Origin of the sequence: Polynucleobacter sp. GWA2_45_21 (genome assembly GCF_001830325.1) — a bacterium.
Lineage (GTDB): Bacteria > Pseudomonadota > Gammaproteobacteria > Burkholderiales > Burkholderiaceae > Polynucleobacter.
The window spans coordinates 151,931-174,739 of record NZ_MHZG01000011.1 but is presented as its reverse complement, the minus strand read 5'-3'; the positions used below and the strand labels follow the sequence as shown (position 1 = coordinate 174,739).

Below are 22,809 nucleotides of genomic sequence, written 5' to 3'. Positions count from 1 at the left end.
CGGTATTGAAAGACAAAATTCTTTCTGTTCTAAAACAACTTGGTGATAAAGCAAAACCTATCGCTGATAAGGCATTGCATTTTGGCGGCCATAGATTGTATGTGGCTATTGCTAGTGTTGCTGCGCTGTACTGGAAGCTTAGCCCTCAAAATCGCTACCGCATCCGCTTAGCTGCCTTTGCTTTCGCCATTTTGTCGATGGGTATTGTTTTAGGGCGGATTACCAACGTCAATCGCAATGTCAAGATCGAGGCTTCCGATAAGGCTCTCAAGATAGAGAAGAGCGGTGTCTTGGAGTTAAGACTTCCGGGTGTCAAACTGAACCCAGAAATCTATATCTTCCAAACAGCAGAAAAAGTACAGGTACCAGTAGATATCAAAGTGCCAGGCCGCTTAGCGTTTAACGCCGAAAAGTCTAAGGTGCTATCTGCGCGTGCTCCAGGACGAGTAGAACGTATTTATGCTTTTGATGGCGCCGAGGTCAATATCGGCTCTCCAATAGTAGAGCTCTATAGCCCAGAATTTGTTTCAGCCCAGCAAGAATACTTACTCTCTTCAAAAACAGCCCAGGTATTGGAGTCCAGTAAAACCATGGGTGACTTGCTTGGCGATGCTCGCATTACTCAACAAGCGGCCGCAAATCGCATGCGTAATCTCGGCGCTGGCGATGGTGATATCAAGACTATTGAAACTACTGGTAAAACTCAAAGTAACTTAGTGATGAGATCACCCCTCAAGGGTGTAGTGGTTAAGCGGAATGTGGAGCCAGGGTCTGCTTTGAACTCTGGTGATGTGATTGCCACCTTGGCAGATCCAAAACAACTGTGGTTCCTGGGTAATGTATTTGAACAAGACTTACGCTTGATTAAACCGGGTCAGAAGTTAGTTTTGCAGGTTGAGGCCTATCCGGATAAAGAGTTTGTAGTTTATGCAAACTATGTTGCTCCAACAATAGATCCACAAACTCGAGCTTTATTAATACGTGCCGATATAGATAATCATGATGATCTTTTGCGTCCTGATATGTACGCCTCTGCCAAGCTGACTACTGCTATGGCGGATGCCATCGTTGTGCCTCAAACAGCAGTGGTACGCATACGCGAGATGCGTTACGTGATTATTAAGGCGGGAGACGAGATCTATCGTCGTATTCCTGTCAAAGGTTACGATTTAAACAGCAAGGCCTTTGCTATTACCGATGGCATTCAGCCTGGCTCTCGCATCCTGGCAGAGGGTTCAGTACTACTCAATGATCGATTTGCCAAGCAGGAAGATTAAGTGAGCGCCTTTACTTCCTTCATTCGGGGTGTACTTGAAAAACGCGTGCTTGTCATCGTTGGTTCAATTGTGCTGCTCGGTTTGGGGATGTATAGCCTCTCTAAGTTGCCGATTCAGCCTTACCCTGGGGTAGCGCCATTAACGATTCAGGCGATTTCTCAATGGCCTGGTCGAAGTACGACTGAGGTAGAGCAGCAGGTCACGATTCCGGTTGAGAATGCCTTGGCAGGTATTCCTGGTCTGCAGGCTTTCCGTTCCGTATCCTTATTTGGATTATCTGTTGTGACTTTGAAATTCAATGACACAACGGATCCATTTCAAGCGCGTCAACGTTTTATTACCAGCCTGTCTAATGTGAATTTTCCGGATGGAGTCACTTCCAGCGTCAGTCCAGATTCTGATGCGACTGGTGAGATCATGCGTTATGAGGTGAAGTCGGATTACGCCTCGTCGACTGATCTAAAGACATTGCAGAACTACGAGATTTATAAAGAGCTTAAGCAAACGCCTGGGGTTGCAGATGTTTCTTCATTTGGCGGCAAGGTTCGCCAATATCAAGTGATTGTTAGCCCAGAAAGCCTGCAAGCAAAGGGCGTCACTGTTAATGAATTAATTACCGCCTTAACTAATGCGAATAGCAATACTGGTGGCGGACTATTACCCAGTGGAGAGCAGCAGTTTGTAGTTCGTGGGGTAGGGCTTTTAAAAAGTATTGATGATATTAAGCGCGTTGTTGTTTCAACTCACAATGGCGTACCAATTCGCATTGGTGATGTTGCTAGTGTTGTGATTGGCAACGCACCACGTTTGGGTATGTTCCAGTTTAATGACAATCCAGACTCTGTTGAAGGTATTGTCTACTTACGTCGTGGCGAGAATGCCACCGAAGTCCTGGCGCGTGTTCGCAATACTGTTGAGAATATTAATAAGCAAATACTGCCGCCAGGAATTGAAGTAAAGCCTTTTTACGATCGTCAAGTTTTGCTAGATATCACGATTGGCACAGTAAAGCACACGCTGTTCTTTGGCATCTCATTAGTGCTTGCAGTACTGTTTTTCTTCTTAGGTAATTTGCGTGCAGCAGCTGTAGTGGCTGCAGTCATTCCATTGGCGCTTTGCGTATCGTTTATTCAGATGCATTTATGGAGTGTTCCAGCAAACCTGATTTCTTTAGGTGCGATTGACTTCGGTGTCATTGTTGACTCTGCGGTCATCCTGACGGAGAACGTGATGCGCCACCTAGAGGAGGGTGGCAAGCGCCTCAATCAAAGCATCATCCTGGCAACAAGCGAAGTACAGCGCGCCATGATTTATTCCACTGGCATCATTATTGTTGCCTACTCCCCATTGTTCTTTATGGGCGGAGTAGAGGGCATCATCTTTAAGCCAATGGCCTTCACCATGGGCTTTGCCTTGATCGCGGCAATGATCTTAAGTCTGACATTCTTGCCAGCCATGATCTCTTTGGTCTTCGGCGAGAACTTGCATCACAAACCGCCTAGATTTATCACCAAGCTCTTGGATGGCTATAAGCCTTTACTCAGAAGATGGATGGACCGTCCTTTGACCGTTGTCTCGGTTGCGGTATTTGTATTGGGTTTAACCTTATTAAGCGTGACGCGCCTGGGTACAGCATTCTTACCAACCCTAGAAGAGAACAATATTTGGCTGCGAGTCACTCTGCCTAATACGGTGGATTTAGATTACTCGGTTAAGGTGGCTAATCAGTTGCGTGAGACTTTCTTAAAGCAGCCAGAAATTGAAAAAGTGGCAGCCCAGATTGGTCGTCCAGATGATGGCACAGACTCTACTGGTGTATTTAATCAAGAATATGGACTCTATCTCAAGAGTCCAGACAAGATGCCAAGTGGCTCCGGTAAAAAGGAGTTGATTGCCAACCTGGAGATTGAGCTAAAGAAGATTCCAGGAATTACCTATAGCTTCTCGCAATACATTCAAGATAACGTGAATGAGGCTTTATCAGGAGTGAAGGGTGAGAACTCAATCAAAATTTACGGCACTGATCTTGAGGTTCTGGATCAAAAGGCCCAGGAAGTCATCTTCCAGCTCAAAAAAGTCCGTGGTGTAGCAGATGAAGGCATTTTGAAAGAGCTAGGCCAGCCCACTTTAAATATTCAGATTGATCGAGAGCGAGCTGCTCGCTATGGCATCAATGTGAATGATATTCAGACGCTGGTTAGCAATGCTATTGGTGGTGCTGCGGTCACCAACTTGCTAGAGGATGAGAAAACTTTTGGTGTTGCGATTCGTTTAAGTGAAGGTAGTCGTAACGATGTGGCTGATATTGGTCGCTTGTTGGTGGATTCGCCGAGTGGTGCGGCCATTCCCTTGTCGATGGTTGCTACTGTCCAATTGTCTGATGGACCATTTTTTATCTATCGTGAGGCTGGTAAGCGCTACATTGCCATTAAGTTCAGCGTACGTAACCGTGACCTAGGTAGCGCTGTTGAGGATGCTCAATTCTTAGTTGAGAAAAATATCACCTTGCCACCAAACTACTCTATAAGCTGGGATGGTCAATTCAATCAGATGAAGCAAGCGCAGAAGAAACTGATGCTGATCGTACCTTTAGCATTGGTTGGCATTTTCTTATTACTTGTTAGTGCTTTTGGTAATTTCCGCGATGCGGTCATTGTGATGATTAACGTACCGTTTGCAGCTATCGGCGGTGTCATCGCATTGCATCTCGCGGGGGAGACTTTGAGTATTTCCGCCTTCTTTGGCTTCTTGTCTTTATTTGGTATTGCAATTCAGGATGGGGTGATCTTGATCTCCTTTATCAATAAGACGGCAGCGACTGAACATCGTGCGATGAAGGATGCCATGGTGGAGGGTGCTTCCTTACGCGTTCGCCCGGTACTGATGACTGCGGCACTTTCTGGTCTCGGGCTACTGCCAGCCGCCTTATCCCATTCGATTGGCTCCGAGGCTCAACGCCCCTTAGCCCTGGTCATTGTGGGGGGTATGGTGACGACAACTATTTTGACCCTCTTGGTATTACCAGTAATATATGGGTGGTTCAGAGGTCGAGCGTTGACCCAGATGGCAAAGGCCTAAGGCTATATAGAAAGCAGTGAAATTCATGAGTGAAAATACAAAACAGCCACACATTCTGATTTCGAATGATGATGGCTATCTTGCTCCTGGTCTTTTGGCTCTAGTCAACGCCATTCGCCCATTGGGGCGGGTCACTGTAATTGCTCCCGAGCAAAATCATAGTGGCGCATCAAACTCTTTAACACTCTCACGACCACTATCGATTCATCGCGTAGCTGGTGGTGAGCGAGACGGCTTTTTATTCATTAATGGCACCCCAACTGATTGCGTTCATATCGCGATGACTGGGTTCTTAGATGAAAAACCAGACCTCGTAGTTTCTGGGATTAATCAAGGCGAGAACATGGGTGAAGATACTTTGTACTCAGGCACTGTAGCTGCCGCAATTGAAGGCGTCATGTTTGGTGTTCCTGGTATTGCATTCTCACAAATTGATAAGGGCTGGAATCGCATTGAAGATGCTGCAAAAGCTGCGCACGATATCGTCGCGCAAATGCTGGCGTCTAAGATGGCGCACAGTGAAGGCCCTGCAACTTTGCTGAACGTGAACATCCCAAATCGTCCTTATGCTGATTTATATCGTTGGCGTGTCACTCGCTTGGGTAATCGCCATCACTCACAACCAGTGGTTATGCAAAAAAGTCCACGTGGTGATGACATTTATTGGATCGGTGCTGCCGGACATGCAAAAGATAGTTCTGAGGGCACTGACTTTCATGCAATTGATGAGGGTTGCATCTCGATCACGCCAATGCAATTGGATTTAACGCATCATGCCCGTTTGGCTGCCATGCGAGCTAACGGCTGGACTCGCGGTTGAGGTCATCGGCAGAACGTAATGCCGGTCATCGGCAAGCGCTAGCTGCGAAGGTCCTCGCTGCAGGGGTCAAACACGGCAAAACCTTGGAAGCGATTGCTACGGTTCCTCGCCATGCATTTATGGATGCAGGGATGCATCCCCAGGCCTATGAAGATACTGCTTTGCCCATCGGTCACTCACAGACGATTTCGAAGCCGTCGGTAGTTGCTCGCATGATTGAGCTTTTACATAAGCCAAAACAACAGTTGGGCAAAGTATTAGAAATCGGTACTGGTTGTGGATATCAAGCAGCGGTACTCAGTTTGCTATCTGATGAAGTCTATTCAATTGAGCGCATTCGTCCTTTGCACGATATGGCCAGAGAGAAGCTGCGCCCATTTCGGATTAAAAACCTGCGCCTCATTTATGGGGATGGGATCTTAGGTCTACCCCAGGCTGCCCCTTTTGACGGAATTATCCTGGCTGCAGCTGGATTAGGTATTCCTGACGCCTTATTGGACCAATTGGCTATTGGCGGCCGCCTTGTGGCCCCGGTTGCCAAGAATGAGAAAGAACAGCAATTGATTATGGTTGAGCGGATGAGCTCCCAGCGCTATCAAAGAACGGTTCTGGACGAGGTCTTTTTTGTCCCCTTACAATCAGGGGTAGTATGAAAATTCCTATGAAAATGCTATCTAAATATCTCTTATTGCTTCTTGCAATGACTTCTTTGCTGCTCAATGTGGGTTGCTCAACCACCCCTAGGGCTAAGCCGGCGAATGTTGTTGATCGAAGTGGTGGTGGAAATGAACCAGCTCCACCTGGCTACTATCGCGTTAAGCGTGGCGACACCTTAGCCCGCATTGCTTTAGATAATGGGCAGTCCCCACGTGATTTAGCGCAGTGGAATAACTTATCTAATCCCAACTTAATTGAGGTGGGCGATCTTATTTTGGTTAAGCCTCCAGCTAATAGCAGAATGACTGTTAAGCCAATTCCGAAAACGGCTAGTGATGCCCCAAAAGCGGATGCACCAAAGGTCGATGCTGCCAAAGAAGCTCCCAAAGAAGTCGTTGCAGAGCCAGGCATTCGTTTGTCATGGCCAGCTAAGGGCAAAGTCACTGAAGAGTTCAGTGAAAAAACCAAAGGGATTGATATTGCTGGTAAGTTAGGTGAGCCGATTACCGCAGCATCAGACGGTAAGGTGGTCTATGCAGGCAATAGCTTGCGTGGTTATGGCAACTTGGTCATCATCAAACACGACAACACCTATCTCACAGCCTACGCCCATAATCGAACACTCTCAGTAAAAGAAGGTGATCCGGTGAAGAAGGGTCAGAAGATTGCCGAGATGGGTGATACCGATACGAATTCAGTAAAACTCCACTTTGAATTACGTGTGAATGGCAAGCCAGTAAACCCAACGCCATACTTGCAGTAATTGCTCGTGATCAATTGCTAGTAATTTAAGTATGGCAACGGTTCTCGTCTTCGATATTGAAACCATTCCTGATGTAGCAGGATTGCGTCGCCTCAATGACTATCCCGATACCTTATCTGACAGTGAAGTTGCAGCTAAAGCAATGGCAGAGCGGGCCGAGAAAACTGGTAGTGAGTTTCTGCCGCTGTATCTGCAGCGTATCTGCGCGATCTCCTGCGTCATCCGTAGAACCACCAAGGATGGCTCACCCCAAATTAAGGTCGGCACACTAGGCAATGCGCAAGATGATGAGAAGGTATTGATTCAGACCTTCTTTGAGCTTGTTGAAAAATACACTCCTCAGTTAGTGTCTTGGAATGGCAGTGGTTTTGACCTGCCAGTTTTGCACTACCGCGCATTAGCAAATCATGTACAAGCTCCTCGCTATTGGGAGATGGGAGAGAGCCAAGAAAACGATAGCCGTGAATTTAAGTGGAACAACTACATCAGTCGTTATCACATGCGCCATCTCGACTTGATGGATCTCTTGGCTAAATTTAATGGTCGTGCCAATGCGCCTTTAGATGGATTAGCAAAACTTTGTGGTTTTCCAGGCAAGATGGGCATGGATGGCAGTCAAGTATGGCCGGCCTATCAAGAAGGCAGGATTGACGAGATTCGCCGCTATTGTGAAACCGATGTGGTGAACACCTATCTGATGTACTGCCGCTTTCAGTTGATGCGTGGCGGCTTCTCATTAGAAGAGTACAAAGAAGAAATCACTTTCGTTAAAGCCTATTTAGAAAAAGAATCTAAAGAGCCACATGGTGAGCAGTGGCAGGAGTATCTCTTGGATTTCGCCCCCGATGCGTAGAGGTGAAAAGCCAGTCCACATCGTTGTGACTGAGCCCGTACGAGTTGACTCCCTTGATCTAGATGCCCAAGGCATTGCGCGCTTAGCGCCCAATGAGGAAGAGCTCAATCAAGGTCAAAGTGGCAAGGTCATTTTTATTCAGGGGGCACTGCCAACTGAGCTTGTCACTTATGTCATCACGCGTGACAAAGTCCGCTTTAGTAAAGCCAAAGTACTCGATATCCTCAAGCCTGCTGTATTTAGAGCGGAACCTAAATGTAAAGCCTTTGGTGTTTGCGGTGGTTGCACGATGCAGCACTTGGATATCAGGGCGCAGGTTGCCATGAAGCAGCGCGTGCTTGAGGATGATCTCAAGCACATAGCTAAAGTAGCCCCTGAAGAAATTCTTCGACCCATGGGTGGGCCTGCCTGGGAGTACCGTCATCGCGCGCGCTTAAGTGCGGTTAATCGCTCTATCAAAAAAGGCACCGTGCTGATTGGATTTCATGAGGGTAAGAGTGGCTATGTTGCTGACATGACTGCTTGTGAGATTTTGCCTAAGCATGTATCTGATTTATTGCCCGAGATGCGTAAATTGGTAATGGCTCTTTCCATTGTCGATCGTATGCCACAAATCGAGATTGCTGTAGGTGAGCCTGAAGATCCCAATTCAGAAGACCCTAAAAAGTTAAAGCCAGTCACTGCATTGGTATTCAGGAATCTTCTGCCACTAACGCCTGCAGATGAACAGTTGCTCAGAGATTTTGCAGATGCGCATCAAGTCTGGATATGGCTACAACCCAAGGGTATAGAAACGGTTGCGCCGTTCTATCCTTTAACGGGCAAGCTTTGCTACCGTCTGCCTGAGTTTGAAATCGAGATGCCATTTAAGCCAGCGGATTTCACGCAGGTGAATCATATGATGAACCGGGCTTTGGTCAGTAGGGCGATTCGCTTGCTGGAAGTGAAGTCAAGTGATTGTGTGCTCGACTTATTCTGTGGCATTGGTAATTTCACATTACCGCTGGCAAGAAGGGCAAGCAAAGTTCTAGGTATTGAGGGTTTAGAAAGTCTCACAACTAGGGCTAAGGCTAACGCTGAGCATAATCAGCTCGCAGATAAAGTCAGTTTCATGCAAAGCAATTTATTCGAAGTGAGCACGGAAACGATCGCTTCATGGGGCAAAGCTGAGCGCTGGCTAATGGATCCCCCGCGTGAGGGCGCTATGGAGATTTGCCAGGCCCTAGCTCAACTCCATGAGCAAGGCAGTGATCTGCCGCCGCAACGCATTGTGTATGTCTCCTGTAATCCCAAGACCTTAGCTAGAGATACGGACATTCTCTGTCATCAGGCAGGCTATGTTCTCAAGAGTGCGGGCATCGTTAATATGTTTCCCCATACCTCCCATGTAGAGTCAATGGCAGTGTTTGAAAGATCCCAGTAATTCAATGATTTAAAAGATTGGCAAATCAACATATTGAAGCAAAGAAAAAGGCACCCGCAGGTGCCTTTTTTATTAAAACTAATTTCTTAGTCTCTGTCGCCGCCCATAATGCCCAATAGTGCGAGCAAGTTGGTGAAGACGTTGTATACGTCAAGGTAGATAGCTAAAGTAGCCATCACGTAGTTAGTTTCACCACCGTTGATGATGCGCTGAACATCAACCAAGATAAAGGCAGAGAAGATTCCGATGGCTAAGACCATCACAGTCAACATCAAGGCTGGTAACTGCAACCAGATATTGGCTAATGAGGCTACGATCAAGAGCAGTACACCTACCATCAACCATTTACCCATGCCAGAGAAGTCGCTTTTGCTCACGGTAGCAATGGAGGCCATTACGGCAAAAATCGCCGCAGTGCCGCCAAAGGCCAGCATGATCAAAGTAGCGCCATTGCTGTAGCTATTGAGTGTGTAACCCACTAGACCGGACATCATGATGCCCATAAAGAAGGTGAAACCTAGTAGGAGCAGAACACCTAAGCCGCTGTCCTTATTTTTCTGAATAGCCCAGAAAAAACCAAAAGCGATTGCCATGAAGACGATGAAACCCATGAAAGGGTTGCTCGCCATAAAGTTGAGTCCAAAAGCAACGCCAAGCCATGCGCCAATGACGGTAGGAACCATTGAGAGCGCCAATAGGGCGTAGGTATTGCGCAGAACGCGGTTGCGTATCTGTGGTGTGCTGATCGAGCTTGTTTGCCCAAAGCCGTAAGAGTTGAGATCACTCATATTGACTCCTTTTTGATAGTAAATACACGAGCCCACAAGGGGCTGTTGACAGTAAGTATAGACAAAATGGGGTAATTTCAAGCCCCCCATGAAAGAGACTACAAATCAAAGGGTTATGCCCTGTAAATTCAAGGGCTTAGCAAGGCTAGGATCAGGGTAAATACGGTCAGCCGATGTATAATTCGGGGGTCGCTGAATTCCTGGCGCCTTGTAGGAATTGGGGAGAGGCTTCTCTCTGGGTCCAAATTGGCAGTAATTCAGCAAAATCTTTGAAATCACTATTGGAGTTTTACATGGCTATTGAACGCACCCTTTCTATTATCAAACCTGATGCTGTTGCAAAAAACGTGATCGGTAAGATCTACGACCGTTTCGAATCTGCTGGTTTGAAGATTGTTGCGTCCAGAATGGCGCATTTGTCACAAGCTGAAGCTGAGCAGTTCTACGCTGTGCACGCTGCACGTCCTTTCTTTAAGGATTTGGTGAGCTTCATGATTTCTGGTCCTGTCATGATTCAGGTATTGGAAGGCGAAGGCGCGATTGCTAAGAACCGCGACTTGATGGGTGCTACTGATCCTAAGAAGGCCGACAAAGGCACTATCCGTGCTGATTTTGCTGACAGCATTGATGCAAACGCTGTTCATGGCTCTGATGCTCCTGAAACTGCTGCTGTCGAAGTTGCATTCTTCTTCGCTGGCATGAACGTTTTCAATCGTTAATTCACGATTGCTAACGAACAACCTATTTAATACATAAGTAGGCGCATTGACCTCCCCGCGCGTAAATCTCTTAGATTTTGACGCTGACCAAATGGCAGCGTATGTCGCGGGGTTGAATGAAAAGCCCTTTAGGGCCAAGCAGCTCATGCAGTGGATACACCAGCGTGGTGTTTCTGACATCAATGACATGAGTGACTTAGCAAAAAGCTTTAGAGCAACCCTGCTCGATAAAGCAGAAGTCCTTTCTCTCCCAGTAATTAAAGATGAGCATGCAGCAGACGGCACCCGCAAGTGGTTGCTGGACGTTGGTGCTGGTAATGCTGTGGAGTCTGTATTTATTCCTGAGGATGATCGTGGCACCTTGTGCATTTCATCTCAGGCTGGTTGTGCGGTTAATTGCCGCTTTTGCTCAACAGGGCATCAAGGCTTCTCCCGCAATCTCACCGCCGGCGAAATCATTGGTCAACTCTGGTTTGCTGAACATTTACTCCGCACAGATCCGAATGCCGTTCGTCGTATTGAAAAATATCCAACGCCTGGCTGGGAACACACAGGTCGTGTGATTTCCAATGTGGTCTTAATGGGTATGGGTGAGCCATTACTCAACTACGACAACGTTGTCACTGCTTTGCGTTTAATGCTTGATGACAGAGCCTACGGTTTATCGCGTCGCCGTGTGACCGTATCCACTTCTGGCGTTGTGCCGATGATTGATCGCTTGGCACAAGATTGTCCAGTGGCATTGGCAGTGTCGCTACATGCACCGAATGACAAACTGCGCGATCAGCTTGTTCCGCTCAATCAAAAATATCCTTTAAGAGAATTGCTTGCTGCCTGTGAACGGTATTTGCCGTTTGCCCCAAGGGATTTCTTAACCTTTGAATACTGCATGCTCGATGGTGTGAATGACTCGGATATTCAGGCCAAAGAGTTGGTGCGCTTATTGGCAAACATCAAATGCAAGATTAATCTCATTCCATTTAATCCATTCCCAGAATCTGGATTGAAGCGTTCAACTGCTCAACGTGTTCATGCATTCGCCAGCATTTTGTTAGATGCAGGCATGGTAGCTACAGTTCGTAAAACCCGTGGTGATGATATTGCTGCAGCTTGTGGCCAGTTAGCTGGTGATGTAGTTGATCGCACTAGAGTGCGCGAGCGTGCAGTGCATGACAAGCAGATTAATCTCGATCAAGATGGTGATATTGAAAGTCTTGATGATGAAGAAGATGAACAAGAGTATCAGCCTGAGCACTCAGTACAGTGGCTCAAAAGATTAGACGACTGATTTCATCAAACAAGTCCAATGAGTAATTCATCTAATAATCTTCCAAAGCTGCCCTTAGGCCCATCGCCTAAGAGAGCTACACGTCAGGCAAATATTGCCTGGAAAACGAACATCATTACTGTAGGTGGCGATGCGCCAGTACGCGTTCAATCCATGACCAACACCGATACTGCTGATGCGCTTGCTACTGCAATTCAGGTGAAAGAGTTGGCACGTGCCGGCTCAGAGATGGTACGCATTACGGTAGACACACCGGCCGCAGCAGAAGCAGTGCCCTATATTCGTGAGCAGTTGGATAAGATGGATGTCTTGGTGCCATTGATTGGTGACTTCCATTACAACGGCCACACTTTGTTAAATGACTACCCAGAGTGCGCTAAAGCTTTATCTAAGTACCGCATTAATCCCGGCAACGTCGGTAAAGGTGCCAAACGCGACCCGCAATTTGCGCAAATGATCGAAGCTGCTTGTAAATATGACAAGCCAATTCGGATTGGCGTGAACTGGGGCAGCTTAGATCAAGACTTACTAGCCAGCATCATGGATGCCAACGCGGCATTACCGGTTCCCAAAACTGCGCAGGAAGTCATGATTGAGGCATTGATTCAGTCGGCATTGCAGTCAGCTGAAAAAGCTGTGGAGTTCGGCATGAACCCCAATCAAATTTTGTTGTCTTGCAAGGTCAGCAATGTGCAAGATTTAGTGGCCGTGTATCGCGATCTCTCTCGTCGTTCAGATTACCCTTTACATTTAGGTCTCACCGAAGCAGGGATGGGAAGCAAAGGTATTGTGTCTTCAACGGCAGCTATGGGAATCTTGTTGCAAGAGGGTATTGGTGACACGATTCGAGTCTCACTCACTCCTGATCCAGGGGCGCCACGTGAGAATGAAATTATTGTTGCGCAAGAAATATTGCAAACCATGGGATTGCGTAATTTCACGCCGATGGTGATTGCATGTCCTGGTTGCGGAAGAACAACCAGCACCACCTTCCAAGAATTGGCTGCCAATATTCAATCCTATCTGCGTCAGCAAATGCCAGTCTGGAAAAAAACCCATCCTGGTGTTGAGGCAATGAACGTCGCGGTTATGGGTTGTATCGTGAATGGCCCAGGCGAAAGTAAGCACGCTAATATCGGCATCTCATTACCTGGAACTGGAGAGACGCCTGCTGCACCTGTCTTTGTTGATGGCGTCAAAGTAAAGACTCTGCGTGGCGATAACATTGCCCAAGAATTTCAGGTGATTGTGGATGAGTACGTGAATCAGAATTACACCCCTAAGTAAGAGCAAAACCCAGTAAGAATAAAAAACAAGAACAATAAAAAGAACTACAAAGCAAACGTACAACATGACAGACCAGATCAACTCCTCTAAAGCTCAAAAGATCCAAAAAATTAATGGCGTTCGCGGCATGAATGATCTCTTGCCAGCCGATGCTGCGCAGTGGACGCATCTTGAGCATGTTTTACGTGACCTCACTCGCGCCTATGGGTATGAGTTTTTGCGCACACCGATTGTTGAGGCAACTGCAGTGTTTCAGCGTGGCATTGGTGAGGTAACTGATATCGTTGAAAAAGAAATGTATTCCTTTGAGGATCGCCTCAATGGTGAGCAACTCACATTGCGACCAGAAGGTACTGCTGCTGTAGTTCGTTCTGTAGTTGAAAACAATTTGCTGTACGAAGGACCAAAGCGTCTTTGGTATACAGGGCCGATGTTTCGTCATGAGCGCCCACAACGCGGCCGCTATCGCCAGTTTCATCAATTTGGTATTGAGGCGATGGGTTTTGCCGGACCGGATATTGATGCAGAAATTATTTTGATGGGTCAACGTCTGTGGGACGAGCTTGGATTGAAGGGCGTTCGTCTAGAGATCAATTCTTTAGGGCAAGCCCCTGAGCGTGCTGAGCATCGTGCTGCTTTGGTGATGTACTTTGAAAAAAACAAAGAACAGCTTGATGAAGATTCACAGCGTCGCTTACTCACTAATCCCTTACGCATCTTGGATTCTAAGAATCCAGCAATGCAAGATTTGATTGAGGGTGCTCCGAAATTATTGGATTTCTTGGGTGAAGAGTCACTGAAGCATTTCGAGGCGGTTCAGGCTTTGCTCAGGGCAAATAACATTCCTTGCAAGATCAATCCTCGCTTAGTGCGTGGCTTGGATTACTACAACCTGACTGTTTTTGAGTGGATCACCGAAGAGTTGGGTGCGCAGGGCACGATTGCTGGCGGTGGTCGTTACGACCCCTTAATTGAGCGCATGGGTGGTAAAGCTACCCCGGCCTGTGGATGGGCAATGGGGATGGAACGTGTCCTTGAACTCATGAAGGTATCTGATTCATTGCCAGAGCCTCAGGCTCAATGCGATGTCTTTATGATTCACCAAGGCGGTGAGACCCTGACATCGGCCATGATTATTGCCGAACGCTTGCGCAATGCCGGTATCGACGTCATCCTCTTTTGCCCTCCAGATGGTCAAACTGCCAGCTTTAAGTCCCAAATGAAGAAAGCGGATGTCAGCGGGGCGGCCTATGCAGTCATTATTGGGCCAGATGAACTGGTTAAGAATGAGGCTCAGCTCAAGGACTTACGAGGTACTGGCGAGCAGAAGGCAGTAGCCCTGGATAGCGTGGTCGAAGCGGTAATTGATGCCATAGTTGGCGCCACCGAATAGAATTAAGACATTAATGATTAATACTGTATTTATTAGCCTGGATTGACATGCCTTTAGACCTAGAAGAACAAGAACAATTAGATCAACTTAAAGCATTTTGGCAAAAGTATCGCAACCTGATTACTGCTGTAATCACCGCTGCCTTATTTGCCTACGCAGCCTATAGTGGATATCAATGGTGGCGCACAAGTCAGGCCGCTTCTGCATCTCAACTTTACGAAACGATGGTGACTGCAATTGGTAAGGGCGATAAAGATCAAACCTTACGTGCCGCTGATGATTTGCAAAAACAGTATTCAGGTACGCCTTATGCGGCAATGTCGAGTTTAGTGGCTGCAAAGATTGCTTCTGATGCTGGCGATTCTGCCAAAGCGACGGAGTATTTGCGCTGGGCTGCCAAGAACTCATCTGACCAGGGCTACTTAGCTTTAGCTAAGTTACGCTTAAGCGCTCAATTAATTGAGCTGGGTACAGAAAAAGATCTTGCTGAAGCCGATGCGATTCTAAAGGATAAGCCTGTCGCAGGCTTTGAGGCATTGTGGCTAGAGCGACGTGGCGACTGGTATTTGGCGCAGAAGAATACCGCTGATGCACGTAAGAGTTATGAAGCTGCATGGAAGCAGTTGAATGATGCAAAAGAATTCCCTGAAGAGGCTCGCCGCCTTTTGAAGGTTAAATTAGACGCCGTCGGAGGAGTTGCTCAGTGATGATGGATTGCAAACGCGTCGCAAAACTAGCAAGTACAGCCCTTGTATTGGGTTCTGTAGCAGTTGCTTTGGTAGCCTGCTCTGGTAGCTCGCGTGTACGCAAACCGGCTGAGCTTGTAACAGTGAGTAACCAGTTTGAATTGGCGCCAGTATGGTCAACCAGTGTTGGCTCATCTGAGCCATTTAACTTTGACCCTGCGGTGGTGGGTGATGCAGTCTATGCAGCATCTCATCGCGGCAATCTTGTCAAAATTGATTTAATGACTGGCAACAAGCTCTGGGAAGTCTCTGTACCTGATCGCCTTTCTATCGGACCTGGGTCTGATGGACGCACTACTGCAGTTGTCACTACTAAAGGTGTTGTCTACGCTTATGACGATACTGGCAAGCCAAGCTGGAATGTCAATGTTGCTAGTGAAGTACTCTCCGAGCCAGTTGTTGCCGGTGGAGTTGTCATCATTCGTACCTTGGATAACCGTTTTATTGGTCTAGATGCCCAGACTGGTGCAAGGAAGTGGACTTATCAACGTCAACAATCAGCCTTATCTTTGCGTGTTGGGTATGGCATGCTCGCAATTGGCAATGAGGTAATCGTGACTGGATTTGCTGGCGGTCGTTTCGGCATGATTGCAATTGCCAATGGCGGTTTAGTTTGGGAGACTCCGGTTTCATTTCCTAAAGGGTTTTCTGAAATTGAACGTCTGAATGACGTGACTTCCAAGCCGAGCATGGTAGGGGAGACTATTTGCGCTGTCTCTTATCAGGGCCGTATTGGTTGCGCTCAGGCACGTACGGGTAATTTATTATGGTTTAAAGATTACTCAAGCTTTACCGGTACAGCACAAAGTCCCGACCTTGTTTTTTCTTCGAATGAAAAATCCTATGTCACTGCATTTGCTGTAAAGGATGGCTCTCAGCTTTGGGAAAACACACAGCTAACTTTTAGAGATGTTGGCGAACCTTTGGCCGTTGGCAAGGTTCTCCTCTTAGGTGATGCACAAGGCTATGTGCATGCACTATCACAAGCGAGTGGTGAAATGCTGGCACGCATTCGTCATGACAGCAGTCCAATCACAGCTGCACCGATTGCGGTGAACGGCCTCATCTTGGTTCAGTCTCAAGGTGGAAAACTAGCGGCGTACAGTCCAAAATGAATCCAGTAATTACTATTGTCGGTCGTCCTAACGTTGGTAAATCGACGCTCTTTAATCGCTTAACGCGTTCACGCGATGCCTTGGTTGCGGACTTCTCGGGTTTAACTCGCGATCGTCACTACGGCAAAGGTCGCATCGGTGAGCGCGCATTTATTTGCGTAGACACCGGTGGTTTTGAGCCAGTAGCGAAAACCGGCATTGTTGCCGAGATGGCTAAGCAAACTAAACAAGCGGTTGCTGAATCTGACATCGTGATTTTCTTGGTGGATGGTCGTTTGGGTATGGCGCCTCAAGACCGCGTGATTGCTGATTTCTTGCGCAAGACTGGTAGACCAGTCATTCTTGCGGTTAACAAAACAGAAGGTATGCAAGCTGGCGTGGTCACGGCAGACTTTCATGAATTAGGTTTAGGTGAGCCATTCCCGATTTCATCTGCTCATGGTGATGGTGTGCGTGGTTTGATTGATGACGCCTTGGATTCTTTAGACGTTCCAGAGCCTGAGCCAGAAGAGCTAGAAAACGATCCTAATCGTCCAATGAAAATTGCGGTAGTGGGTCGTCCTAACGTTGGTAAATCCACTCTGATTAATAAATTGATCGGTGAAGAACGTGTTATTGCATTTGATATGCCAGGCACTACACGTGATGCGATTGAGGTTCCTTTTGAGCGTAACGGTAAGCCATACATCCTGGTGGATACCGCTGGTTTGCGCCGTCGTGGCAAAGTATTTGAAGCGATCGAGAAGTTCTCGGTTGTTAAAACATTGCAAGCGATTGCTGATTGCAATGTCGTGATCTTGATGCTTGATGCTCAGCAAGATATTTCAGAGCAAGATGCGCATATCGCTGGATTTATTGTGGAAGCAGGGCGTGCATTGGTTGTCGCCGTGAATAAGTGGGATGGTTTAGATGCTTACGTTAAAGAGCGTGCACGTTTAGAGATTGCTCAAAAACTGCGCTTCCTCGATTTTGCAAACGTACACCCCATCTCTGCGAAAAAAGGCACTGGCCTTAAAGAGTTATTTAAAGACGTTGATCTTGCCTATGCTGCAGCCATGGCGAAATTACCAACTCCAAAACTCACTCGTATTTTGCAAGAGGCAATTGAGCATCAACAGCCTAAGCGAGTTGGTATGGGTCGTCCAAAATTACGTTATGCCCACCAGGGCGGTATGAATCCTCCAATTGTGGTGATTCATGGAACATCCTTGAGCGGTGTCACTGATAGCTATAAACGTTACTTAGAAGGCCGCTTTAGGGATGTTTTCAAGTTACGCGGCACGCCATTGCGTATTCAGATGAATACCGCCAAAAACCCCTACGTTGATGCGGACAAAGGTAAAAAAGGCAAAAAGAAGTAAAAAGTTAAAAATAGCGGTACAGTTTTGATATGGTTTTAGTTGGGGGCTTGATTTTTCAATATCAGACCCCTTATGTAGGAGGTAGACAGTAGTAGTGTGCAGTAGAGAATTTAATAAAAAAGCAAGACTCCCAAAAAAGAAGCAGCGAATAAAAATCAATAAGGAGCAGTATGAATAACAGCAAAATCCAATTACTACAGGATCCATTTCTGAATGCCTTGCGCAAAGAGCATGTCCCCGTATCCATCTATCTTGTTAATGGCATCAAGCTGCAAGGCAATATTGAATCATTTGATCAGTATGTAGTCTTGTTGCGTAATACCGTAACGCAGATGGTCTACAAGCACGCCATTTCTACAATCGTCCCTGCACGTGCAGTGGAGTTCCGTACGGAAGAAGTTAGCTCTGTATAAAACAGGTGTAGATGCGGCGCGTGCCGTTCTGGTTGGGGTTGATACGGGCCGCGAGGATTTTGCGGACAGCATGGCTGAACTCAGCCTACTTGCCGATAGTGCCGGCTCTATACCTACTGCTAGTGTGATTGCTCGGAAGGGCAAAACAGATCCCGCTTTATTTATTGGATCTGGCAAAGCAAATGAAGTCAAAAAAGTGATGGAAGAGCAAGGTGCTGAATTAGTCATCTTTAACCATCCCTTATCCCCAACTCAGCAACGCAACCTTGAGCGTCATATTGGTTTTCATGTGATGGACCGTACGGGCCTGATCTTGGATATCTTTAGCCAAAGAGCACAAAGCCATATTGGTAAAACGCAGGTAGAGCTAGCCCAAGTACGTTATCGCATGTCTAGATTGGTGCGAGCTTGGAGCCACCTGGAGCGTCAACGGGGCGGTATTGGTGTTCGTGGCGGCCCTGGCGAAACCCAGATGGAGCTCGATAGACGTATGTTGGCAACCAAAGCTAAGCGCTTGGAAACGGAGTTGGAGAAGCTCCAGCGCCAGCAAAGAACCCAAAGAAGAGCCCGTAATCGCAAAGATGTCTTTTCAGTATCTTTAGTTGGATATACCAATGCGGGTAAATCTACGCTATTTAATGCCCTTACAAAAGCAGGGACTTATGCCGCCGACCAGCTGTTTGCGACGCTAGATACCACCTCCCGGAAAGTGCATTTGGATGGAGTGGGGTCTATTGTGGTCTCCGATACGGTCGGCTTTATCCGTGAATTACCCCATCAATTGGTGGAGGCATTCAGGGCTACTTTGGATGAAACCATCCATGCGGACTTGATTTTGCATGTTATTGACGCCTGCAGCCCCGTAGCTAGGGAGCAAAAGGCTGAAGTAGAGGCGGTTTTGAGGGAGATTGGGGCCGATGACATCCCTCGAATTGAGGTCATGAACAAGATTGACCAGATGCCCCAGACCTTTACGGAAGGGGCTGTCTTAGTCCGAGATTCTGAGGGAATCCCGAGCCAGGTTTTCCTTTCCGCCAAGACTGGCCTTGGCCTTGATTTATTGCGTTCAGCACTGGCTGAATACTCCCAAATGACTGATAGAATAAGGGTCGAGCAGAATCGCGCTAAGGTCCAAATGGATCCAGACGAGTTTTTAGCTCCTTTACCCGAACGACCAGAGACTTCCGAATTTAACCCTATTCCTAACCGAAAATATTCACCAAACGATGCGTAAATTTCTTGAGCTGTTCTCGGTCAATGATCCAGGCTGGGGCAATAGTCACCCAGGTAGCGGATCTAAAGATGCGAAAGAGGGTCAAAGCTCTGACCAAAACCCTAAAGTCGATCCGGCCAATTCGGAGGCTGATAAGCCCGTTGAAACTCAACCGCAGAATCGGCCTGCACGACCAGATGGTCCTCCAGACTTAGATGAGCTATGGCGTGACTTTAATGATCGTCTAGGTGGTTTATTTGGTGGCAAGAAAAAGCCGGGCTCATCTAACAGGCCTGCAAATAAACCAAATAGCAGCGATATTCCTCCTCCATCTCAGCGTGGTAATGGTGGTGGCAATAACGGTGGCGGTGGCATGAGTGCGCCTAATTTCAATTTCAGCAATCCCTTTGGCTCTAGATCTAGTGTGATTCTGATTGCTGGTGGCGTAGGATTAGTATGGCTTTTGAGTGGCTTTTACATGATCCAAGAGGGTCAGTCTGGGGTAGTGACTACCTTCGGGAAGTACTCTTACACGGCTGGTCCCGGTATTAACTGGCGCATGCCTTGGCCTGTGCAGGCTGAGCAAACTGTCAATGTCTCAGGAGTCCGCTCTGTAGAAGTGGGGCGCTCAATTTTGATTAAAGCAACTAATCAAAAAGACACCTCAATGCTGACTGAAGACGAAAACATCATTGATGTGCGTTTTGCAGTTCAGTACCGCTTAAAAGATCCAACAGATTATTTATTTAATAATCGTGATCCTGATATGACTGTAGTCCAGGCTGCAGAAACTGCAGTCCGTGAAATTGTTGCGCGTAGCAAGATGGATACTGTGTTGTACGAAGGTCGTGAAAAGATTGCGATTGATTTGGCTGCCTCGATACAAAAAATTCTAGATAGCTACAAAACGGGTATCTACGTTACGAGTGTGACCGTGCAAAACGTTCAACCTCCAGAGCAAGTACAAGCAGCATTTGATGATGCTGTAAAAGCAGGGCAAGACCAAGAGCGTCTTAAGAGTGAAGGTCAGGCATACGCCAATGACATCATTCCTCGCGCAAAGGGTACTGCTGATCGACTCATTCAAGAGGCTGAAGGTTATAAGGCTAGAGTGGTTGCAACCGCAGAGGGTGATGCGAATCGCTTTAAGCAAGTCTTGACTGAGTATGCAAAGGCGCCTGGTGTGACTCGTGACCGTATGTACATAGATAGCATGCGTGAGATGTACAACAATGTTTCCAAAGTGTTGGTCGATACCACTAAGAGCAATAGCATGCTCTATCTACCCTTAGATAAGATCATTGCGCAAGTGAGCGCTGAAAGCGCACAAGTTGCTGCTGGTCAGGCCTCATCTTCTACGCCTACCGGATCAGTAACAGTGGGTGGCGCGACAGGTAACCCAGCCGCCCCATTTAGTAACAACGCAACTAGCCCAAGCTCAAGTAATACACCGAGCATTGGTGCTGCCGAAAAACGCGACGGCTTAAGAAGCCGTGATAGAGGGGATGCAAGATAATGAACGCAAATCGTCTCTTAGCTGCTATTGCAGGCCTCATTGCTCTCGGGTATTTGCTAGCTTCCAGTATTTTTGTAGTTGATCAGCGCAACTTTGCTGTGGTGTTTGCTTTCGGGCAAATTGTTAGGGTGATTGAGCAGCCTGGTCTGCAATTGAAATACCCAGCACCATTTGAAAATGTACGCTTCTTTGATCGTCGCATTTTGACGATTGACACCCCTGAAGCAGAGCGCTTTATTACTTCTGAAAAGAAAAACCTCCTAGTTGATTCTTACGTCAAATGGCGAATTGTTGATCCTCGTAAATTCTTCGTTAGCTTTAAAGGTGACGAACGTTTAGCGCAAGATCGCCTTACGCAATTGGTGCGTTCAGCACTAAACGAAGAGTTCACCAAGCGAACTGTCAGAGAAATTATCTCGGATCAACGCGAGCAGGTAATGCAGGGCATTCGTAAAAAAGTAGCTGATGATGCTTCTGATATTGGCGTTGAAATCGTCGATGTTCGCCTCAAGCGTGTTGACCTCTTGGCTGAAATTAGCGACTCTGTATACAGACGTATGGAAGCTGAGCGTAAACGCGTCGCCAACGAGTTACGTTCAACTGGTGCTGCTGAGTCTGACAAGATTCGAGCAAACGCCGAGCGTCAACGTGACACCATTTTGGCTGAAGCTTATCGTGAAGCGCAAAAGATTAAGGGTTCTGGTGATGCAAGAGCAACTGCGCTATACGCAGAGGCATTTGGACGCGATCCACAGTTCGCACAGTTCTACCAAAGTCTTCAGGCTTACCGTAGCTCCTTCAAGGATAAGAAGGATGTCATGGTTGTTGAGCCCAATGGTGAGTTCTTTAAGTTCTTGCACAAGAAAAATTGAGAGTGAATATTTCAGATTATGAATCGTTGGTTGCTTCCTGAAGATATTGCTGATGTTTTACCGGCTGAGGCTCGAAAAGTAGAGTCTCTGCGTCATGCCATTCTGGATTTGTATCAGTCTTATGGCTATGAGCTTGTTGCCCCTCCGATTCTGGAGTTTTTAGATTCACTGCTCACTGGTACGGGTTCAGACCTCAACTTACAAACTTTTAAGTTGGTTGATCAGCTGTCTGGTCGTACATTGGGTCTACGTGCTGACATGACTCCACAAGTTGCTCGAATTGATGCGCATTTACTGAATCGCCAAGGTGTAACCCGTCTTTGTTATGCAGGCTCAGTTGCACATGCTCGTACACCTGTTGGCAGCTCTGCTCGTGAAGAGTTGCAAATTGGCGCTGAGATTTATGGCTGTGCAGGATGGGAGGCTGACTTTGAGGCGGTCACCTTGCTCTTGCAGACTCTGGCTGTTGCTGGTCTAAATAAAGTGTATCTAGATCTTTCTCATGCAGGTGTGCTCGAGGGCATTCTTGATGGGCAAAACTTGGATAAGGGTGATATCGAAACTCTTTATGGCTTATTGCAAAGTAAGGATCGTCCTCGTTTAGCGATTTGGGCTAAAGCTTTACCCGCTAAATCAGCCGAAGCCTTGATGGTGCTTACTGAGTTGAATGGCCCTTGTGCGCAAGTAATGGCGAGCGCTAAAAATGCACTGCCGAAACACCCTCTCATTGACGATGCCTTAGCTCAATTAGAAAAGCTAGTTGCTTCAATTGCCGCACTACCCAATGATGTTGAGCTTAGTATTGATCTAGCAGACTTACGCGGTTATCAATATCACAGCGGTGTGATGTTCGCAGCTTATGTAGATAAGTTGCCTCAACCTATCGCTCGTGGTGGTAGATACGATCACGTTGGTCAAGCATTTGGACGTCCTCGTCCTGCCACTGGTTTTTCAATGGATTTATTGACGCTGGCTAATCTAGCGCCTGCTGCGCAAAGAAAGTCTGCCATCGTAGCGCCCTGGATTGTCGATGCAAGCTTAGCTAGCAAGATTGCTGAGCTGCGTCAGGCTGGTGAAGTGGTTATTCAGGCAATGAATGGTGATGCCGTAGAAACCGCTGAATATCTTTGTGATCGAGAGCTAGTAAAGCAGGGCAGCTCATGGGAAGTAAAAAAGAAATAAAGCTTCATTAATAACGTACTAATTCTGTAATTACCTTTTGGATTT

At 47.1% G+C, this 22,809-nt stretch carries 19 protein-coding genes and 1 pseudogene; 19 read left to right on the top strand and 1 reads right to left on the bottom strand.

The window, feature by feature from the left end; genetic code table 11:
• Nucleotides 1-5: 5 nt before the first annotated feature.
• From A2X74_RS09000 to rlmD, 7 genes and pseudogenes are all read left to right on the top strand, one after another.
• Nucleotides 6-1,277, top strand: a complete 1,272-nt coding sequence (locus A2X74_RS09000; RefSeq protein WP_293626799.1) for an efflux RND transporter periplasmic adaptor subunit — start codon at nt 6-8, stop codon at nt 1,275-1,277.
• The gene (locus A2X74_RS08995) at nt 1,278-4,355 is read left to right on the top strand and encodes a CusA/CzcA family heavy metal efflux RND transporter (RefSeq protein WP_293626801.1); all 3,078 of its coding nucleotides are present in this window, start codon (nt 1,278-1,280) and stop codon (nt 4,353-4,355) included.
• A 25-nt stretch (nt 4,356-4,380) separates the two neighbouring features.
• Complete coding sequence (gene surE, locus A2X74_RS08990) at nt 4,381-5,175, top strand: 5'/3'-nucleotidase SurE (protein ID WP_293626803.1); 795 nt, start codon at nt 4,381-4,383, stop codon at nt 5,173-5,175.
• A 29-nt stretch (nt 5,176-5,204) separates the two neighbouring features.
• Nucleotides 5,205-5,828 (top strand): annotated as a pseudogene (locus A2X74_RS08985) (protein-L-isoaspartate(D-aspartate) O-methyltransferase); the annotation flags it as partial.
• Between the two features lie 8 nt (nt 5,829-5,836).
• A complete protein-coding gene (locus tag A2X74_RS08980; RefSeq protein WP_293626805.1) occupies nt 5,837-6,595 on the top strand; it encodes a peptidoglycan DD-metalloendopeptidase family protein in 759 nt (252 codons plus the stop codon).
• Nucleotides 6,596-6,626: 31 nt separating this feature from the next.
• Complete coding sequence (locus A2X74_RS08975; RefSeq protein ID WP_293626807.1) at nt 6,627-7,448, top strand: 3'-5' exonuclease; 822 nt, start codon at nt 6,627-6,629, stop codon at nt 7,446-7,448.
• Entirely contained in the window at nt 7,441-8,871 is a 1,431-nt protein-coding gene (rlmD, locus tag A2X74_RS08970; RefSeq protein WP_293626809.1) for a 23S rRNA (uracil(1939)-C(5))-methyltransferase RlmD, read from the top strand. The genes A2X74_RS08975 and rlmD overlap by 8 nt, the downstream gene beginning before the upstream one ends.
• Nucleotides 8,872-8,957: 86 nt before the next feature.
• Here rlmD and A2X74_RS08965 read toward each other — a convergent pair whose 3' ends face one another.
• Nucleotides 8,958-9,659: a Bax inhibitor-1 family protein gene (locus tag A2X74_RS08965; RefSeq protein WP_293626811.1), complete on the bottom strand. Its 702-nt coding sequence runs from the start codon at nt 9,657-9,659 to the stop codon at nt 8,958-8,960.
• 293 nt (nt 9,660-9,952) lie between these two features.
• On the opposite strand from A2X74_RS08965, the gene ndk reads away from it, so the two are divergent.
• From ndk to A2X74_RS08905, 12 genes are all read left to right on the top strand, one after another.
• Nucleotides 9,953-10,378 carry a nucleoside-diphosphate kinase gene (gene ndk / locus A2X74_RS08960; protein ID WP_046330292.1) on the top strand — a complete coding sequence of 142 codons (426 nt, stop codon included), beginning with the start codon at nt 9,953-9,955 and terminating at the stop codon, nt 10,376-10,378.
• Nucleotides 10,379-10,424: 46 nt separating this feature from the next.
• Nucleotides 10,425-11,666 (top strand): 23S rRNA (adenine(2503)-C(2))-methyltransferase RlmN, encoded by a 1,242-nt coding sequence (gene rlmN / locus A2X74_RS08955; protein WP_293626813.1) that lies wholly within the window; start codon nt 10,425-10,427, stop codon nt 11,664-11,666.
• A gap of 18 nt (nt 11,667-11,684) precedes the next feature.
• Nucleotides 11,685-12,953 carry a flavodoxin-dependent (E)-4-hydroxy-3-methylbut-2-enyl-diphosphate synthase gene (gene ispG / locus A2X74_RS08950; RefSeq protein WP_293626815.1) on the top strand — a complete coding sequence of 423 codons (1,269 nt, stop codon included), beginning with the start codon at nt 11,685-11,687 and terminating at the stop codon, nt 12,951-12,953.
• Nucleotides 12,954-13,017: 64 nt separating this feature from the next.
• Nucleotides 13,018-14,346: a histidine--tRNA ligase gene (hisS, locus tag A2X74_RS08945; protein ID WP_293626817.1), complete on the top strand. Its 1,329-nt coding sequence runs from the start codon at nt 13,018-13,020 to the stop codon at nt 14,344-14,346.
• Between the two features lie 47 nt (nt 14,347-14,393).
• Nucleotides 14,394-15,053 (top strand): tetratricopeptide repeat protein, encoded by a 660-nt coding sequence (locus A2X74_RS08940; RefSeq protein WP_293626819.1) that lies wholly within the window; start codon nt 14,394-14,396, stop codon nt 15,051-15,053.
• Nucleotides 15,053-16,207 (top strand): outer membrane protein assembly factor BamB, encoded by a 1,155-nt coding sequence (bamB, locus tag A2X74_RS08935; protein WP_293626821.1) that lies wholly within the window; start codon nt 15,053-15,055, stop codon nt 16,205-16,207. The genes A2X74_RS08940 and bamB overlap by 1 nt, the downstream gene beginning before the upstream one ends.
• Nucleotides 16,204-17,568, top strand: a complete 1,365-nt coding sequence (gene der / locus A2X74_RS08930) for a ribosome biogenesis GTPase Der (RefSeq protein WP_293626823.1) — start codon at nt 16,204-16,206, stop codon at nt 17,566-17,568. The genes bamB and der overlap by 4 nt, the downstream gene beginning before the upstream one ends.
• Before the next feature lie 170 nt (nt 17,569-17,738).
• The gene (gene hfq / locus A2X74_RS08925; RefSeq protein ID WP_114653200.1) at nt 17,739-17,981 is read left to right on the top strand and encodes an RNA chaperone Hfq; all 243 of its coding nucleotides are present in this window, start codon (nt 17,739-17,741) and stop codon (nt 17,979-17,981) included.
• Complete coding sequence (hflX, locus tag A2X74_RS08920) at nt 17,941-19,215, top strand: GTPase HflX (protein ID WP_293626829.1); 1,275 nt, start codon at nt 17,941-17,943, stop codon at nt 19,213-19,215. Before hfq ends, hflX begins: the two co-directional genes overlap by 41 nt.
• Nucleotides 19,208-20,710 (top strand): FtsH protease activity modulator HflK, encoded by a 1,503-nt coding sequence (gene hflK, locus A2X74_RS08915; RefSeq protein WP_293626831.1) that lies wholly within the window; start codon nt 19,208-19,210, stop codon nt 20,708-20,710. Before hflX ends, hflK begins: the two co-directional genes overlap by 8 nt.
• On the top strand, nt 20,710-21,582 hold the full coding sequence (gene hflC, locus A2X74_RS08910) for a protease modulator HflC (RefSeq protein ID WP_293626833.1): 873 nt from the start codon (nt 20,710-20,712) through the stop codon (nt 21,580-21,582). Before hflK ends, hflC begins: the two co-directional genes overlap by 1 nt.
• Nucleotides 21,583-21,600: 18 nt before the next feature.
• Nucleotides 21,601-22,764 carry an ATP phosphoribosyltransferase regulatory subunit gene (locus tag A2X74_RS08905; RefSeq protein ID WP_293626835.1) on the top strand — a complete coding sequence of 388 codons (1,164 nt, stop codon included), beginning with the start codon at nt 21,601-21,603 and terminating at the stop codon, nt 22,762-22,764.
• The last annotated feature ends 45 nt before the right edge of the window (nt 22,765-22,809 follow it).